A 16,569-nucleotide genomic window follows, 5' to 3' on the forward strand; every position below is an offset into this window, starting at 1 on the left:
ATGGCCTTCGACCTGGCGGCGCGCCTGGCCGAACGGCGCGCTGCGGACCTGTACCGGCAGCGGCCGTTGCTGGAAAGCCCCCAGGGGCCGGAAGTCGTGGTCGATGGTCAGCCACTGCTGGCTTTCTGCAGCAACGATTACCTGGGCCTGGCCAACCACCCCGAAGTGATCGCCGCCTGGCGTGCAGGCGCCGAGCGCTGGGGTGTGGGCGGGGGCGCCTCGCATTTGGTGGTCGGCCACAGCACGCCTCACCACCAGGTGGAAGAAGCCCTGGCCGAGCTCACCGGGCGCCCACGCGCGCTGCTGTTTTCCACCGGCTATATGGCCAACCTTGGCGCCATCACCGCATTGGTGGGGCAGGGCGACACCGTGCTGCAGGATCGTCTCAATCATGCCTCGCTGCTCGATGGCGGCCTGCTCAGTGGCGCGCGTTTCAGTCGCTACTTGCACAACGACCCCGTGAGCCTGGCCAGCCGCCTGGAAAAGGCGAGCGGCAATACCCTGGTGGTCACCGATGGCGTGTTCAGTATGGATGGCGACCTGGCCGACCTGCCCGCGCTGGCCAAGGCCACCCGCGCCCGTGACGCCTGGCTGATGGTCGATGACGCCCATGGCCTGGGCACGCTCGGGGCCCACGGTGGCGGCATCGTCGAGCATTTCGGCCTCGGCGTGGAGGACGTGCCGGTGCTGATCGGCACCCTGGGCAAAGCCTGCGGCACCGCTGGCGCTTTCGTGGCCGGCAGCGAGGAGCTCATCGAGGCGTTGGTACAGTTCGCCCGTCCTTATATCTACACCACCAGTCAGCCGCCGGCGCTGGCCTGCGCCACGCTCAAGAGCCTGGAGCTGCTGCGCCGCGAGACGTGGCGTCGCGAGCACCTGGCGGCGTTGATCCGCCAGTTCCGCGAGGGCACCGAGCAGATCGGCTTGGCGTTGATGGACAGCCCGACGGCGATCCAGCCGATCCTGATCGGCGACAGCGCGCGGGCCCTGCAGTTGTCGCGGATGCTGCGCGAGCGGGGCTTGCTGGTGACCGCGATCCGCCCACCGACTGTTCCCGCCGGCAGCGCCCGCCTGCGCGTGACCTTGAGTGCAGCCCACAGCGAGGCCCAGGTCCAGCTATTGTTGAATGCATTGGCCGAGTGTTACCCACTGCTGGAGTCCGCCGATGCGTAACCGACTGATCCTCTTGCCCGGCTGGGGCCTGGGCACCGCTGCACTGGAGCCACTGGCAGCAAGTCTCAGGGCCCAGGATTCGCGCCTGCAGGTCGAGCTGATGCCGCTGCCAGAGCTTGCCGATGACGATGTCCAGGCCTGGGTCGACTACCTCGACCGCAAGCTGCCCACCGACAGCTGGCTGGGCGGCTGGTCGTTCGGCGGCATGCTCGCCAGTGCGCTGGCGCACAAGCGCGGCGATCACTGCTGTGGCCTGGTGACGCTCGGCAGCAACCCGAGCTTCGTCCAGCGTCCCGACTGGCCCCATGGCATGGCGGTGGACACCTTCGGCACCTTTCTCGATGGATGTCGCAGCCACCCCCAAGTGACCCTCAAGCGGTTCCGCAGCCTGTGCAGCGATGGCGCGCAGATGCCGCGCACGCTGCTGCGTCAATTGGGTGTCGGCGTGCCGGACACCGATCCGCTTTATCTGGCCACAGGGCTGGAAGTCCTGGCCAAGCTGGATACCCGCAATGCCCTGGAGCAATACGGCGGGCCTCAGTTGCACCTGTTCGCCGGCAGCGATGCGCTGGTGCCGGCGGAGGCAGCCAAGGCCTTGAGCGAGCTGTTGCCTGACGTGGAAGTCGGCCTGGTCGAAGACAGTTCCCACGCCTTCCTGCTGGAATATCCACAGGAGCTGGCGGCGGGCATCAAGAGTTTCCTGCATGAGAGTGGCGATGACTGATCTTTCCCGTCCGACCCTGCCCGGTACCCTGCCGGACAAGCGCCAGGTAGCGGCCTCGTTCTCCCGCGCAGCGGCCAGCTACGACAGCGTGGCGGCCTTGCAGCGGGCGGTGGGCCTGGCGCTGCTCGACCAGCTCCCTGCCGGTCTGCAGCCGGCGCACTGGCTTGATCTGGGCAGTGGCACCGGCCATTTCAGCCGTGCATTGGCCGAGCGCTTCAGCGCGGCGACCGGTGTGGCGGTGGACATCGCCGAAGGCATGCTGCGCCATGCCCGTGAACAGGGTGGTGCGCGCCACCATGTGGCCGGCGATGCCGAACGGCTGCCGCTGCGCGATGGGCGTGTGGACTTGGTGTTCTCGAGCCTTGCGGTGCAATGGTGCGACCAGTTCGGCAGTGTGCTGAGCGAAGCCCGTCGCGTGCTGCGCCCAGGCGGCGTGCTGGCGTTCAGCAGTCTGTGCGTCGGCACCCTGGATGAGCTGCGCGCCAGTTGGCAGGCGGTAGACGGCCTGGTTCACGTCAATCGCTTCCGACGCTTCGAGGACTACCAGCGACTCTGTGGACAAAGTGGCCTGCAGGTGCTGGGCCTAGAGCGTCGCCCTCATGTACTGCATTACCCGGACGTGCGCAGCCTGACCCACGAGCTCAAGGCCTTGGGGGCGCACAACCTCAATCCTGGGCGGCCTTCGGGGCTGACCGGGCGGGCGCGGATGCAGGGCTTGTTGCAGGCCTACGAAGGCTTCCGCCAGCCCGAGGGTCTGCCGGCCACCTACCAGGTGGTCTACGGCGTGCTGCGCAAACCCTTGGCAGACGAGGCATGAGATGAGCCAGGCCTATTTCATCGCCGGTACCGACACCGATGTCGGCAAGACCACCATCGCCGCCGGGCTTTTGCATGCCGCGCGTCTGGAGGGTTTGAGCACCCTGGGCGCCAAGCCGGTGGCATCCGGTTGCACAGCGGGGGCCAAGGGCCTGCGCAACGCCGACGCGCTGGCGCTGATCGCCGAAAGCTCGGTGAAGCTGCCTTACGAGCAGGTCAATCCGTTCGCATTCGAGCCGGCCATCGCGCCTCATGTGGCTGCGCGGGAGGCGGGTGTCAGCCTGGAAGTCCCCGTGCTGCTGACGGCCATGCAGCACATACTGACCCAGGGCGCCGACTTCACCCTTGTGGAAGGCGCGGGGGGCTGGCGGGTACCGTTGTCTGCGCATGCCAACCTGTCGGACTTGGCCATTGCCTTGAAGCTGCCGGTAATCCTGGTGGTGGGTGTGCGCCTGGGCTGCATCAACCACGCGCTGCTGAGCGCTGAAGCGATCGCCCGGGATGGGCTGCAATTGGCAGGCTGGGTGGCCAATATCGTCGATCCGCGGACTTCGCGCCTGGAAGAAAACCTCGCAAGCCTCGCCGAGCGGTTGCCGGCCCCTTGCCTGGGGCGGGTACCCAGGCTCAAGCAGGCCACGGCCGAGGCGGTGGCGGAGCACCTGCACCTGGATCTGCTGGATTGAAAGCCGACAATATTGTCTATTGAGTGGCACAAGGCTATTAGGTATTTAAACGGGCCTTTTGCGCGATCGGCTGCTTTAATAAGCCTGACCCTGCATCCTGCGTCTTTGGAGTCCTGACATGGAAATCACCGGTAGCACTGCCTATTACGCGGGCCTTGGCGCTATCCAGGCCGGGCAGAACCGAGTCGACCAAGCCGCCAGTCAAATCGCCAGCAGCACCGTCGAGCGTGCCGCCACCAGCCAGTCCAGCGACTATCAGGTCGAGCGCCTGCGCGCGGTCGATCGCAGCCAGCAGATGGACATGGCCACCAGCACCGTCGAGTTGGCGCTGGGCAAGCATGAAGTCGCGCTGGGCGTGAAAGTCGCCAAGGCCTCGGACGAAATGCTTGGCCGGTTCATCGATACCTACGCCTGATCCAACCCCTCACGCACCGCCTAGACTCCTTGGAGAGCGGTGGTCTTGTCCGCTGAGTTTCTGACGCCAGGCAGCTCGATTGTCTGCATAGCCCTGTCCGCGGGTAAACCCGCGCCTGCGCCGTTATCTGAGCCGATGGCGTTTATGTCATGTTTCGCGGCGTAAATGGAACGATGGTCCATCCTTGACATTGGGCTGAGCTAAACGTAAGTTTCAAACAACTGTTTGACCGAAAGCCGCCAAGAGCTGGTTGGTATCTGCGGTCTCTTCACTGGACTCATCACAGAGGTTCATCGCTATGCCTGAATACAAAGCCCCCTTGCGTGATATTCGCTTCGTTCGTGACGAGCTGCTCGGCTACGAGGCGCATTATCAGAGCCTGCCGGGTTGCCAGGACGCCACGCCCGACATGGTCGACGCGATCCTCGAGGAAGGCGCGAAATTCTGTGAACAGGTGCTGGCCCCGCTGAACCGTGTCGGTGATCTGGAAGGCTGCACCTGGAGTGAGTCGGGCGTTAAGACCCCGACCGGTTTCAAAGAGGCCTATCAGCAGTTCGTCGAAGGCGGCTGGCCAAGCCTGGCGCATGACGTCGAGCACGGCGGCCAAGGCCTGCCGGAGTCCCTGGGCCTTGCCATCAGCGAAATGGTCGGTGAGTCCAACTGGTCCTGGGGCATGTACCCGGGCCTCTCTCATGGCGCCATGAACACCCTGTCTGCCCACGGCACCGCCGAGCAGCAGCACACCTACCTGACCAAGCTGGTGACCGGTGAGTGGACTGGCACCATGTGCCTGACCGAGCCGCACTGCGGCACCGATCTGGGCATGCTGCGTACCAAGGCCGAGCCTCAGGCGGATGGTTCCTACAAGGTATCCGGCACCAAGATCTTCATTTCCGCTGGCGAACACGACATGGCCGACAACATCGTCCATATCGTCCTGGCCCGCCTGCCCGATGCCCCGGCGGGCACCAAGGGCATCTCGCTGTTCATCGTGCCGAAGTTCCTGCCAAACGCCGAAGGCGGTGTGGGCGAGCGCAACGCCGTGAGCTGTGGCTCTCTCGAGCACAAGATGGGTATCCACGGCAACGCCACCTGCGTGATGAACTTCGACGGCGCCACCGGCTTCTTGATCGGCCCTGCCAACAAGGGCCTGAACTGCATGTTCACCTTCATGAACACCGCTCGCCTGGGCACCGCGCTGCAGGGCCTGGCCCATGCCGAAGTGGCGTTCCAGGGTGGCCTGAAATACGCTCGCGAGCGTCTGCAGATGCGTTCGCTGACCGGTCCGAAGGCCCCGGAAAAAGCCGCCGACCCGATCATCGTGCACCCAGATGTACGTCGCATGCTGCTGACCATGAAGGCCTTCGCCGAAGGCAACCGCGCCATGGTCTACTTCACCGCCAAACAGGTGGACATCGTCAAGTACAGCCAGGACGAGGAAGAGCGCAAGAAAGCCGACGCCCTGCTGGCCTTCATGACCCCGATCGCCAAGGCCTTCATGACCGAAGTCGGCTTCGAAGCCGCCAACCACGGCGTGCAGATCTACGGTGGCCATGGCTTCATCGCCGAGTGGGGCATGGAGCAGAACGTGCGCGACAGCCGTATCTCCATGCTCTATGAGGGCACCACCGGTATCCAGGCGCTGGACCTGCTCGGTCGCAAGGTGCTGATGACCCAAGGCGAGGCACTCAAAGGCTTCACCAAGATCGTGCACAAGTTCTGCCAGGCCCAGGAAGGCAACGAAGCCGTCAAGGAATTCGTCGAGCCACTGGCCGCGCTGAACAAGGAATGGGGCGAGCTGACCATGAAAGTGGGCATGGCCGCGATGAAGGACCGCGAGGAAGTCGGTGCCGCGTCGGTGGATTACCTGATGTACTCCGGCTACGCCTGCCTGGCCTACTTCTGGGCCGACATCGCCCGCCTGGCCGCCGAGAAGCTGGCTGCCGGCACCAGCGAAGAGGCGTTCTACACCGCCAAGCTGCAAACCGCGCGTTTCTACTTCCAGCGCATCCTGCCGCGCACCCGTGCACACGTGGCAGCAATGCTGTCCGGCGCGGGCAACCTGATGGCCATGAAGGAAGAAGACTTCGGTCTGTCCTGCTGAGCCAAGCAGTAGCCTGAAAACCGTCTGCCTTCACCGGCAGGCGGTTTTTTTATGCCCGCTTGCCAGCCCCTGCGGATATTGCCTGCCCCGGCCCTTATGCGGGCAGGCGCCATTAGAGCGAGTCCTGAAGAGCCCGGTATCCGACATGCCCGGACACAGTTCCTGTCTGCACTGATTGCCCGATGTATTCATCTATTCATGTGCGCTGCCGATGAAGTAAAGGCACAATGCTATTATTGATCTGCCGGGTCGGAGATTGCCTTTTGTTTCGTTTATCCGCTGTACGCGCGAGCCATTTCCTGCCCTCTTTGTTTCTGTTGCTGTCAGGGCTGGCGGCAGCCTATGTGAGAGACCTCAGCGTCTTCTTCACCTCCCTGTTCAATGTACTGCCGACATTGGTGCTGTTGCTCGGGGGTGCCTATTGCGCCGTTTACCGTCGTCAGCGCGAGCTGTTCTTGATGGTCACGGTGTACATCGCCTATTTCCTGCTCGACACGCAGACTGATTTCTACCGCGACAACGGTCGGGTCCGGGAGGACGCGGCGGTCGTGTTCCATCTGGTCTGCCTGCTGTTGCCCATTCTGTTCGGGCTGTTCGCGGCGTGGCAGGAACGCACTCACCTGGCCCAGGACCTGCTCGCCCGCTTCGCCGTGCTGTTCGCCGTCGGCAGTGTGGCGGTGGCGTTGGAACAAAGTTTCCCCCAGGCCCTGCTGAGCTGGTTGGCGGAAATCCGTTGGCCATCGCTGCATGGTCAATGGATGAGCCTGATCCAGCTGGCCTACCCTTTGTTCCTAGGCATGTTCATTCTCTTGGTGGTGCAGTACCTGCGCCAGCCGCGGCCCTTGCATGCGGCGCAGATCATCGGCCTGATCGGTATCTTCTGGATGCTGCCCAAGACATTCATCCTGCCGTTCACCCTGAACATCATGTGCAGCCAGGTCATGCTGATGATTGCCGCGGCGGTGTCCCATGAGGCCTATCAGATGGCCTTTCGCGATGAGCTGACCGGCCTGCCGGGGCGCCGCGCGCTGAATGAGCGCATGCAGCGGTTGGGGCGTAACTACGTGATCGCCATGACCGACGTGGACCACTTCAAGAAATTCAACGACACCCATGGTCACGATGTCGGTGACCAGGTATTGCGGCTGGTCGCCAGTCGGTTGGGGCGCGTCACCGGCGGGGGGCGTGCCTATCGCTATGGCGGGGAGGAGTTCGCCTTGGTCTTCGCCGGCAAGACCGTCGAGGAGTGCACGCCGCACCTGGAGGCGGTGCGAGAGATGATCGCCAACTATGCGATCCAGCTGCGAGACCAGAACAACCGCCCACAGGACGATTCGGCCGGGCGTCAGCGCCGCGCGGGGAGCGCGGGCAGTACGGTGTCGGTGACCATCAGTATTGGTGTCGCGGAGCGTCAGGTGGAGCATCGTTCGCCCGATGAAGTGCTCAAGTCCGCCGATGAGGCGCTCTATAGCGCCAAAGGTGCCGGTCGTAACTGCGTCATGGTTTTCGGGCAGCATTCACGACGCGGGGCGGTTCGCATGGCGTCATGAGTTTCGTGACTTTAAGTGACTATCCAGTCGCATGATGACCCTATGTCTCGTAAAAGTTGTTCGGTTACACTGGCTTCAATCTAGTGTCGCGGTCCTTCGGGATCGCCCCCGACCTGATAGCGAGAGGTTGTCATGGCTGAGTACAAAGCGCCGCTGCGCGACATGCGTTTCGTTCTGAATGAAGTCTTCGAGGTAGCCAAGCTCTGGTCGCAACTGCCGGCCTTGGCCGAGGCGGTCGATCAGGAAACCGCCATGGCCGTGCTTGAAGAGGCGGGCAAGGTCACCGGCAAGACCATCGCCCCGCTCAGCCGCAGCGGCGACGAAGAAGGCTGCCATTGGGACAACGGCGCGGTGCGCACCCCGGCCGGCTTCATCGAGGCCTACAAGACCTATGCCGAGGGCGGTTGGGTGGGCGTGGGCGGCGACCCGCTGTTTGGCGGCATGGGCATGCCCAAAGCCATTTCGGCGCAGGTCGAAGAGATGGTCAACGCCTCGAGCCTTGCCTTTGGCCTGTACCCGATGCTGACCGCAGGCGCCTGCCTGTCGATCAACGCCCACGCCAGCGAGGCGCTGAAGGAAAAGTACCTGCCCAACATGTATGCCGGTGTCTGGGCGGGCTCCATGTGCCTGACCGAGCCCCATGCAGGTACCGATCTCGGGATCATCCGCACCAAGGCCGCGCCCCAGGCCGACGGCAGCTACAAGGTCAGCGGCACCAAGATCTTCATCACCGGCGGCGAGCATGACCTGACCGAGAACGTCATCCACTTGGTGCTGGCCAAGCTGCCGGATGCACCAGCCGGCCCCAAAGGTATCTCGCTGTTCCTGGTGCCCAAGTTCCTGGTCAACGAGGATGGCTCCCTGGGCGCGCGCAACCCGGTCACCTGTGGCTCGATCGAACACAAGATGGGCATCCAGGCCTCGGCCACCTGCGTGATGAACTTCGATGACGCCACCGGTTACCTGGTGGGTGAACCGAACAAGGGCCTGGCGGCCATGTTCACCATGATGAACTACGAACGCCTGGGCGTGGGGATTCAGGGCCTGGCGTCGGCCGAGCGCTCCTATCAGAACGCCGTCGAATACGCCCGCGAGCGCCTGCAGAGCCGAGCACCGACCGGCCCGCAGGCCAAGGACAAGGCCGCTGACCCGATCATCGTGCACCCGGACGTCCGTCGCATGCTGCTGACCATGAAGGCGCTGATCGAAGGGGGCCGTGCCTTCTCCACCTATGTCGCGATGCAGCTGGACAGCGCCAAGTACAGCGAAGACGCCGCCACGCGCAAGCGCAGTGAAGAGCTGGTGGCATTGCTGACACCGGTGGCCAAGGCCTTCCTCACCGACCTGGGCCTTGAATGCACCGTGCACGGTCAGCAGGTGTTTGGCGGCCACGGTTACATTCGCGAGTGGGGGCAGGAGCAACTGGTGCGCGATGTGCGCATCACCCAGATCTATGAAGGCACCAACGGCATCCAGGCCCTGGACCTGATGGGGCGCAAGGTGGTGGGCAGCGGCGGCGCGTTCTACCGGCTGTTCTCCGATGAGATCCGCCAGTTCATTGCCAGCGCTGGCGCCGAGATGGGTGAGTTCACCCAGCCACTGGCCGCCGCGCTCGAACAACTCGACGGGCTGACCGAATGGGTCATGGAACAGGCCAAGGGTAATCCCAACGAGATCGGCGCGGCGTCGGTTGAGTACCTGCAGGCGTTCGGTTACGTGGCCTATGGCTACATGTGGGCCCTGATGGCGCGCGCTGCGCGGGCTGGCGACGGAGACGAGGCGTTCTATGACGCCAAGCTTGGCACCGCACGTTTCTACTTCGCCCGTTTGCTGCCGCGCGTGGATTCGCTGGTGGCGTCGGTGAAGGCAGGAAGCGAGACGTTGTATCTGCTCGACGCCGCGCAGTTCTGATTCGGCGCTAGGTTGTAAGCCCGCTCCTACACGGTCATCGTTGGCCGCGTAGGGGTGGGCTTTTTTTCGGGTGCGATTCCACGGCGTGTCGTCTTTTGAGACTTTTGTGTAAGTGATTTCTTACACGACGTGGTGGCTTTTTTCCTCTTTTCTGAAATTGGATCCACGGCTAATCTTTACCCCATGGACGTAGCGTAGGATGCGCAATGGACAGAACAGGGACAACGTAGGATTTCCTGCCAGGGTGGCGGGGCGATAGGGACGTCAAGGGAAACAGTCTGGAAAACCCCGCTTCGGCGGGGTTTTCTTTGTCCGCTCGTTTTTCAGCCAAGCACGTCCAAGGGCGAAACGCCCGGCAGACGGGCGTCGGTCTCTTCCTCAAGCAGCGTACGCAAAAGCTCCACCGAGGCCTGCTGGCGCTGGGCATCGCGGAACACCAGGCCGACCTTCAGCGGCACACGTGGCTCGCTCAAAGGTTTCCACAACAAGCCCTGGTCGTCTTCGGCTGCATCCTTTGCCCGGCCGGGCAGGATGGTTGCCAAGGCGGTGTGCGCCAGGCTGTCGAGAATCCCCGCCATGTTGTTCATCTCCGCCTGCACCTGCGGCCTACGCCCCAGGCTCGCCAATTGCGCCTGCCAGATCTGACGGATCTGGAACTCTTCGCCGAGCATCAACATGGGCAGTTCAGCCGCTTGGCGCAACGAGACTTTCTTGAAGTCCTTCAGCGGGTGGGTATTGGGGATGACTAATTGAAGCTCATCTTCGTACAGCAAAAGCCCATGCAATCCCGGCTGGCGCGGCGGCAGGTAACTGATGCCGATATCCAGGCCGCCATTGAGCAGGCGTCGCTCGATCTCCAGTCCCGACAACTCGTAGATCTGCACCACCAGGTGCGGTTGGGCCCTGCGCACGCGCTCCAGCAACTGCGGCACCAGGCTCGGGCGTACGGTCTGCAGCACGCCGATGGCCAGTGTGCGCAGGGACTGACCCTTGAAGTTGCGCATCGCGTCATGGGCACGTTGCAGGCCGTCGAGCAGGGGTAGGGCATGGTTGTACAACGTGTGTGCGGCAAGGGTCGGCAGCAGGCGCTTGTTGCTGCGCTCGAACAGGCTCAGGTCGAGGCTGTGTTCGAGTTGGCGAATCTGCTGTGACAACGCGGGCTGGGACAGTGACAGGCGCTCGGCGGCTCTGCCCACATGGCCTTCTTCGTACACCGCGACGAAATAGCGCAGTTGGCGAAAATCCATAAGGTTTACTTATCGAAAAAGCTTAAAAAACGGAATGGCCGAATGTCGGCTGTAAGCCTAGTCTATCGCCGTATTCCAACGGGTTACAGCGCTCATAAAGTCGATTGTTACCCGCAGAGAAAAACACTTTTGATAGGCACGGCAAAATAAACCGCTGCCGAACCTGCCCGAGATTGGCTGGAGCCCCGATGAACCTGTTCAACCTGCGCCGTTCGGCCCCTGCCGCTGCCGAGCCCAAGCCTGCTCCGGTGAGTGCGCCGGTGGCCTCGGAGCCGTCCCGCGAGCGGTTGATGCCAAGCGCCGAGCGGGCGCCTCAGGTCTTCGTGCGGGGTCAGGGCTCCTGGCTATGGGACAACCAGGGCCACGCCTACCTGGACTTCACCCAGGGCTGCGCCGTCAACAGCCTGGGGCACAGCCCCAGCGTGCTGGTCAAGGCGCTGGGTAACCAGGCCCAGGCGTTGATCAACCCAGGCGCGGGGTTCCACAGCCGTGGTCTGCTGAGCCTGGTCGATCGGCTCTGTCAGAGCACCGGCAGCGACCAGGCTTATCTGCTCAACAGCGGTGCCGAAGCCTGCGAGGGCGCCATCAAGCTGGCGCGCAAATGGGGCCAACTGCACCGCAACGGCGCCTATCACATCATCACTGCCAATCAGGCCTGCCACGGGCGCAGCCTGGGGGCGCTGTCGGCCTCCGACCCGCTGCCCTGCAATCGCTGCGAGCCGGGCCTGCCAGGTTTCAGCAAGGTGCCGTTCAACGATTTGGCCGCTCTGCACGCCGCAGTGGATTCGCGCACCGTGGCGATCATGCTCGAGCCGATCCAGGGCGAAGCGGGGGTGATCCCGGCGACTCGCGAGTATCTGCAAGGGGTCGAGCGCCTGTGCCGCGAGCTGGGCATCTTGCTGATCCTCGACGAAGTGCAGACGGGCATCGGCCGTTGTGGCGCCTTGCTCGCCGAGCAGACCTATGGCGTACGCGCCGACATCATCACCTTGGGCAAAGGCCTGGGTGGCGGCGTGCCGCTGGCGGCCTTGCTGGCCCGGGGCAGCGCATGCTGCGCCGAACCAGGGGAGCTTGAGGGGAGTCATCACGGCAACGCGCTGATGAGCGCGGCCGGCCTTGCGGTCCTTGAGACCGTGCTGGAGCCAGGCTTTTTCGAACACGTGCAGGACAGCGGTCGGCATCTGCGTGAAGGCCTCAGCCGGCTGGCCGGTCGTTATGGTCAGGGTGAAGTGCGTGGTCAAGGGCTGCTCTGGGCGCTGCAGTTGCACGAGGACCTGGCTCGCGAGCTGGTCGCGGCAGCGCTGCACGAGGGGCTGCTGCTCAATGCGCCGCAGGCCGATGTGGTGCGCTTCTCGCCAGCGCTGACCGTGAGCAAGGGCAACATCGACGAGATGCTCTTGCGCTTGGCCCGCGCCTTTGCCCGCCTGCATGCCCAGCAACACAGTCGCCGCGAGGTGTCGGCCTGACCGACCCCGGGCAACACGAATTTCAACGAACCGTCTCGCGTTCCTGCGCATCGCCCTTGGCCAGCAGTTTTTGGCCCGGGGCGTTTTTTTTGCCTGGCGCTTGCCCGTGGAACCCTGACGCGGCGCGGCTAGTCTCTTTTGAAACCCCTCCAGGAGAGACAACCATGGATTTCATCCGCATCATTATCGCCATCATCCTGCCGCCGCTGGGCGTGTTCCTTCAGGTCGGGTTCGGCGGCGCGTTCTGGCTGAACATCCTGTTGACGTTGCTGGGCTACATCCCGGGCATCGTGCATGCGGTGTACATCATCGCCAAGCGCTGACACTTCACGGGGGAGCCCGCTCCGACAGGGATTATCGCCAGTCCTGTGGGCGGGGGTTCACCCGTAAAGACCTCCGATGTCTATCGTCCCAGCACCCGGCAGTAGAATTTCCATTCTTCTTCCAGCGCGTGCGCCAGGTTCTGCGCCTTGCGCAGCCCATGCCGCTCACCGGCATAGAAGTGCCCCTCGGCTGCGATGCCATTGGCCTTGAGGGCGGCCAGCATGGCGCGGGTCTGCTCGGGTACCACCACGGCATCCAGCTCGCCCTGGAAGAAGATCACCGGCACCTTGATCCGCTCGGCATGCAGCAATGGCGTGCGCTGGCGATAGCGTTCCTGATCGCGTTGCGGATCACCGATCAGCCATCCCAGGTAGTCGCCTTCGAACTTGTGGGTGGCCTGGTCGAGGGCGACCGGGTCGCTGACCCCGTAGAGGCTCGCACCTGCTCGGAACACATCATGAAAGGCCAGGGCGCAGAGCGTGGTGTAGCCCCCGGCACTGCCGCCGCGGATGAAGGCCTGGCGCGGGTCGATCAGGCCGAGCGTGGCCAGATGCTCGACGGCGGCGCAGGCGTCCTGCACATCGAGTTCGCCCCAGTTGTGGTGCAGCGCCTGGCGATAGGCACGGCCGTAGCCGGTGCTACCGCGGTAGTTGAGGTCGGCCACGGCGAAGCCGCGCTGGGCCCAGTACTGGATGCGTGCATCGAACACCGGGTAGCAGGCCGAGGTCGGTCCGCCATGGATGAACACCACCAGCGGTGAAGGGCCTTGGGCCCCGATCGCCGGGTAGAAGAAACCATGGGCCTGGCCATCGCCACTGGGGTAGTGGAGCGGACGTGGACGACTGACCCGCTCGGCAGGCAGCGCAAGCCCACCGCCTGCCAGCACCCTGCTCTGGCCGGTGTGCCGGTCGAAGGCAACGACAGCCGGTGGGTTCAGGGGGGAGGCGGCGATGGCATAGATATGCCCGGCATCCAGGGCGAGGCTGCGAAAACGCGTGTATTCGCGGCCCAAGCGCTGGATCTGACGGTCTTCGTGGTACAGCCCCAAGAGGCCGAACCCATCTTCGAACCAGCTGGCCAGGTACGCCTGTGGGCCCGTCGGCAGCCAAGTGCTGGCACCCAGTTGCCAAGGTGCGGCGGCATGATCGGCGGCAGCGGCGGGCAAGGCTTGCCAACGCCCATCGAGTTCACCCCAAGGCTGCCAAAAGCCGTTGTGGTCAGAGAGGCAATGAAGCAGGCCCCGGGCGTCGAAGCGTGGTTGCTGCAGCGACACGCTTTGCTCGCCATCGCCTGCCAGGCAGTACGCCGCCCCCCAGTGGCCATCACTGCCACGCGTCCGACACATCAGGCGGGTGCGGGTCCAGGGCTGCGCGGGGCGGTCCCACTCGATCCAGGCCAAGCGCTGTCCGTCCCCGCTGAGGGTGGGCGAGGCATAGAAATCCGCCCCTTCGGCCAACACCTTGCGGCCCTCTGGCCCGATGGCCACGAGCCGGTGTTCGACCGACCTGCCATGCTGCTCCTCGACCGCCAGCACCCACCCCTCATGCCACAGCACATCGCCGTAGCGGCACTGCCGATTCTGGGTCAACGGGCGCGGTGGGGCGCCATCGAGGGCCTGGGTATAGAGCTGCTGGTCCGCCTCATTGACGAACACCACGCCGTCACCGCCGAGGCAGAAACTGCCGCCGCCGTACTCATAGACGCGGCTGCGCGCGCTGAAACCGTCCGGCGTCAGGCAATGAGCCTGCTCATTGCGCCAGTGCCAGAGGCGGCAGGCGCCATCGGCGGGGCGGAACTCGTTCCAGAACACGCCGCTGGCACCGACCTTCAGTTCGGCGAAATCGGTGCTGGCAGCGACCGCCTGGGCCGCGCTGAAGTCAGCCGCGGGTGATGATTCGGGAGTTGCGCTCATTGCGGAAGGTCATCTCTTCGATGGTCAGCTGGGCGGTTTGCGCTTCTTCACGGGCCTTGAGAATGATGCCGTGCTCAGGGGATTTGGCGCACACCGGGTCGGCGTTGCTGGCATCGCCTGTGAGCATGAAGGCCTGGCAGCGGCAGCCGCCGAAGTCCTTTTCCTTTTCGTCGCACGAGCGGCAGGGCTCGGGCATCCAGTCGTAGCCACGGAAGCGGTTGAAGCCGAAGGAGTCGTACCAGATGTGCCGCAGGTCGTGGTCGCGCACGTTGGGGAACTGCACTGGCAACTGACGCGCGCCATGGCACGGCAACGCGGTGCCGTCGGGCGTGATGGTCAGGAACAGGCTGCCCCAGCCGTTCATGCAGGCCTTGGGGCGCTCCTCGTAGTAGTCCGGGGTGACGAAGATCAGTTTGCACGGATTGCCGGCGGCCTTGAGCTTGTCGCGGTACACGTTGGTGACGCGCTCGGCCCGCTCCAGCTGCTCACGGGTCGGCAGCAGGCCCAGGCGGTTCAAGTGCGCCCAGCCGTAGAACTGGCAAGTGGCGAGTTCGACGAAGTCCGCCTCCAGGGCGATGCACAGCTCGATGATGCGGTCGATCTTGTCGATGTTGTGCCGGTGGGTGACGAAGTTGAGCACCATCGGGTAGCCGTGGGCTTTCACCGCCCGGGCCATCTCGAGTTTCTGGACGAAGGCTTTCTTCGAGCCAGCCAGCAGGTTGTTCACCTGCTCGTCGCTGGCCTGGAAGCTGATCTGGATATGGTCCAGGCCGGCTTGGCGGAAGTCGGCGATCTTCTGTTCGGTCAGGCCGATGCCGGAGGTGATCAGGTTGGTGTAGTAGCCCAGGCGCCGGGCCTCGCCGATCAGCTCGGCCAGATCCTGGCGCACCAGCGGCTCGCCACCGGAGAAGCCCAATTGGGCCGCGCCCAGTTCACGGGCTTCGGCCATCACCCGAAACCACTGCTCGGTGGTGAGCTCCTGGCCCTGTGCGGCGAAGTCCAGCGGGTTGGAGCAGTACGGGCATTGCAATGGGCAGCGGTAGGTCAGCTCGGCGAGCAGCCACAGCGGCAGGCCGACTTCGGGTTTGGCCGGCACTTCAGGCGAGGACGATCCAGTGTTCGGCACGGGCCACCTCCATGAACTGCTCGATGTCGTCGGCCACTTCCGGGACACCGGGGAACTGATGCTCGAGCTCGGCGATGATCGCCGCCACATCGCGCTCACCGTCGATCAGCGCACCGATCAGGCTGGCGCTTTCATTGAGCTTGATCATGCCCTCGGGGTACAGCAGGACATGGCCTTTTTGCGCAGGCTCGTACTGGAAACGATAGCCCGGACGCCAGGCGGGGACTTGCGTGCGGTCGAAACTCATAGGGCGATCCCCTTGTGCCAGACCCGCTCACGGGTGACGGTGTGGTAGGGCGGGCGGTTCAGTTCATAGGCCATGCTCATGGCATCGAGCATGCTCCAGAGGATATCCAGCTTGAATTGCAGGATCTCCAGCATGCGCTCCTGACCCTCGCGGGTCGTGTAGTGCTGCAGGGTGATCGACAGGCCGTGTTCCACGTCACGCCGGGCCTGGCCCAGGCGGGTGCGGAAATACTCGTAGCCGGCCGGGTCGATCCAAGGGTAGTGCGTAGGCCAGCTGTCCAGGCGCGACTGGTGGATCTGCGGGGCGAACAGCTCGGTCAGCGAACTGCTGGCGGCCTCCTGCCAACTGGCGCGGCGGGCGAAGTTGACGTAGGCGTCCACGGCGAAGCGTACGCCGGGCAGTACCAGCGCCTGGGAACGCAATTGGTCCGGGTCCAGGCCTACGGCCTGGCCAAGGCGCAGCCACGCTTCGATCCCGCCGTCCTCGCCCGGGGCGCCATCATGGTCGAGCAGGCGCTGGATCCACTCGCGGCGTACTTCGCGGTCCGGGCAATTGGCCAGGATCGCCGCATCCTTCATCGGGATGTTGACCTGATAGTAGAAGCGGTTGGCCACCCAGCCCTGAATCTGCTCGCGGGTGGCACGGCCTTCGTACATCGCCACGTGGTAGGGGTGGTGGATATGGTAGTAGGCGCCCTTGGCGCGCAGGGCCTGCTCGAACTCGGCAGGGGACATGGGGGGTGCATCGTTCATCAATTGACTCCCATAGAACGCACTGACGGCTGACTTCGCCCCCCTGTAGGAGCGGGTTTACCCGCGAATGCGGCAGTGAGCTTATCGACGCATTCGCGGGTAAACCCGCTCCTACAGGG

Annotated in this window: 15 protein-coding genes; 10 read left to right on the forward strand and 5 right to left on the reverse strand. The window is 64.1% G+C overall.

Annotated features, from left to right (window positions below; translation table 11 throughout):
* The 8 genes from bioF to ACNFCH_RS19320 all read left to right on the forward strand — a co-directional run bounded on the left by bioF (position 1) and on the right by ACNFCH_RS19320 (position 9,376).
* On the forward strand, positions 1 to 1,173 hold the full coding sequence (bioF, locus tag ACNFCH_RS19285; protein WP_416743314.1) for an 8-amino-7-oxononanoate synthase: 1,173 nt from the start codon (positions 1 to 3) through the stop codon (positions 1,171 to 1,173).
* Positions 1,166 to 1,897 (forward strand): alpha/beta fold hydrolase, encoded by a 732-nt coding sequence (locus ACNFCH_RS19290; RefSeq protein WP_323114709.1) that lies wholly within the window; start codon positions 1,166 to 1,168, stop codon positions 1,895 to 1,897. Before bioF ends, ACNFCH_RS19290 begins: the two co-directional genes overlap by 8 nt.
* Complete coding sequence (gene bioC / locus ACNFCH_RS19295; protein ID WP_416743315.1) at positions 1,890 to 2,714, forward strand: malonyl-ACP O-methyltransferase BioC; 825 nt, start codon at positions 1,890 to 1,892, stop codon at positions 2,712 to 2,714. The genes ACNFCH_RS19290 and bioC overlap by 8 nt, the downstream gene beginning before the upstream one ends.
* Position 2,715: 1 nt before the next feature.
* On the forward strand, positions 2,716 to 3,396 hold the full coding sequence (gene bioD, locus ACNFCH_RS19300) for a dethiobiotin synthase (RefSeq protein ID WP_337159215.1): 681 nt from the start codon (positions 2,716 to 2,718) through the stop codon (positions 3,394 to 3,396).
* 118 nt (positions 3,397 to 3,514) lie between these two features.
* Complete coding sequence (locus ACNFCH_RS19305) at positions 3,515 to 3,811, forward strand: pyrroloquinoline quinone biosynthesis protein PqqE (protein WP_416743317.1); 297 nt, start codon at positions 3,515 to 3,517, stop codon at positions 3,809 to 3,811.
* A 298-nt stretch (positions 3,812 to 4,109) separates the two neighbouring features.
* Positions 4,110 to 5,915, forward strand: coding sequence for a phenylacyl-CoA dehydrogenase (locus ACNFCH_RS19310; protein WP_070090691.1), 1,806 nt, complete (start codon positions 4,110 to 4,112; stop codon positions 5,913 to 5,915).
* Between the two features lie 263 nt (positions 5,916 to 6,178).
* Positions 6,179 to 7,465 (forward strand): diguanylate cyclase, encoded by a 1,287-nt coding sequence (locus tag ACNFCH_RS19315; RefSeq protein ID WP_416743319.1) that lies wholly within the window; start codon positions 6,179 to 6,181, stop codon positions 7,463 to 7,465.
* Positions 7,466 to 7,597: 132 nt separating this feature from the next.
* The gene (locus ACNFCH_RS19320) at positions 7,598 to 9,376 is read left to right on the forward strand and encodes an acyl-CoA dehydrogenase C-terminal domain-containing protein (RefSeq protein WP_416743321.1); all 1,779 of its coding nucleotides are present in this window, start codon (positions 7,598 to 7,600) and stop codon (positions 9,374 to 9,376) included.
* Positions 9,377 to 9,699: 323 nt separating this feature from the next.
* On the opposite strand, the gene ACNFCH_RS19325 is transcribed toward ACNFCH_RS19320, so the two are convergent.
* The gene (locus ACNFCH_RS19325) at positions 9,700 to 10,623 is read right to left on the reverse strand and encodes a LysR family transcriptional regulator (RefSeq protein ID WP_196165366.1); all 924 of its coding nucleotides are present in this window, start codon (positions 10,621 to 10,623) and stop codon (positions 9,700 to 9,702) included.
* Between the two features lie 188 nt (positions 10,624 to 10,811).
* Here ACNFCH_RS19325 and ACNFCH_RS19330 point away from each other — a divergent pair, with 188 nt between their 5' ends.
* Both ACNFCH_RS19330 and ACNFCH_RS19335 read left to right on the forward strand, forming a co-directional pair.
* Entirely contained in the window at positions 10,812 to 12,089 is a 1,278-nt protein-coding gene (locus ACNFCH_RS19330) for an aspartate aminotransferase family protein (protein WP_337159218.1), read from the forward strand.
* A 164-nt stretch (positions 12,090 to 12,253) separates the two neighbouring features.
* A complete protein-coding gene (locus ACNFCH_RS19335; protein ID WP_009681539.1) occupies positions 12,254 to 12,412 on the forward strand; it encodes a YqaE/Pmp3 family membrane protein in 159 nt (52 codons plus the stop codon).
* An 80-nt stretch (positions 12,413 to 12,492) separates the two neighbouring features.
* On the opposite strand, the gene ACNFCH_RS19340 is transcribed toward ACNFCH_RS19335, so the two are convergent.
* From ACNFCH_RS19340 to pqqC, 4 genes are read right to left on the reverse strand one after another with little or no spacing between them, the layout of a single operon-like run.
* A complete protein-coding gene (locus ACNFCH_RS19340) occupies positions 12,493 to 14,325 on the reverse strand; it encodes an alpha/beta hydrolase family protein (RefSeq protein ID WP_416743324.1) in 1,833 nt (610 codons plus the stop codon).
* The gene (gene pqqE / locus ACNFCH_RS19345) at positions 14,291 to 15,451 is read right to left on the reverse strand and encodes a pyrroloquinoline quinone biosynthesis protein PqqE (protein WP_416743326.1); all 1,161 of its coding nucleotides are present in this window, start codon (positions 15,449 to 15,451) and stop codon (positions 14,291 to 14,293) included. The genes ACNFCH_RS19340 and pqqE overlap by 35 nt, the downstream gene beginning before the upstream one ends.
* Complete coding sequence (gene pqqD / locus ACNFCH_RS19350) at positions 15,423 to 15,698, reverse strand: pyrroloquinoline quinone biosynthesis peptide chaperone PqqD (RefSeq protein ID WP_337159221.1); 276 nt, start codon at positions 15,696 to 15,698, stop codon at positions 15,423 to 15,425. The genes pqqE and pqqD overlap by 29 nt, the downstream gene beginning before the upstream one ends.
* A complete protein-coding gene (gene pqqC / locus ACNFCH_RS19355; protein WP_416743328.1) occupies positions 15,695 to 16,450 on the reverse strand; it encodes a pyrroloquinoline-quinone synthase PqqC in 756 nt (251 codons plus the stop codon). Before pqqC ends, pqqD begins: the two co-directional genes overlap by 4 nt.
* Positions 16,451 to 16,569: the final 119 nt, after the last annotated feature.

This window comes from Pseudomonas sp. NY15354, assembly GCF_048068075.1.
Classification (GTDB): domain Bacteria; phylum Pseudomonadota; class Gammaproteobacteria; order Pseudomonadales; family Pseudomonadaceae; genus Aquipseudomonas; species Aquipseudomonas guariconensis_C.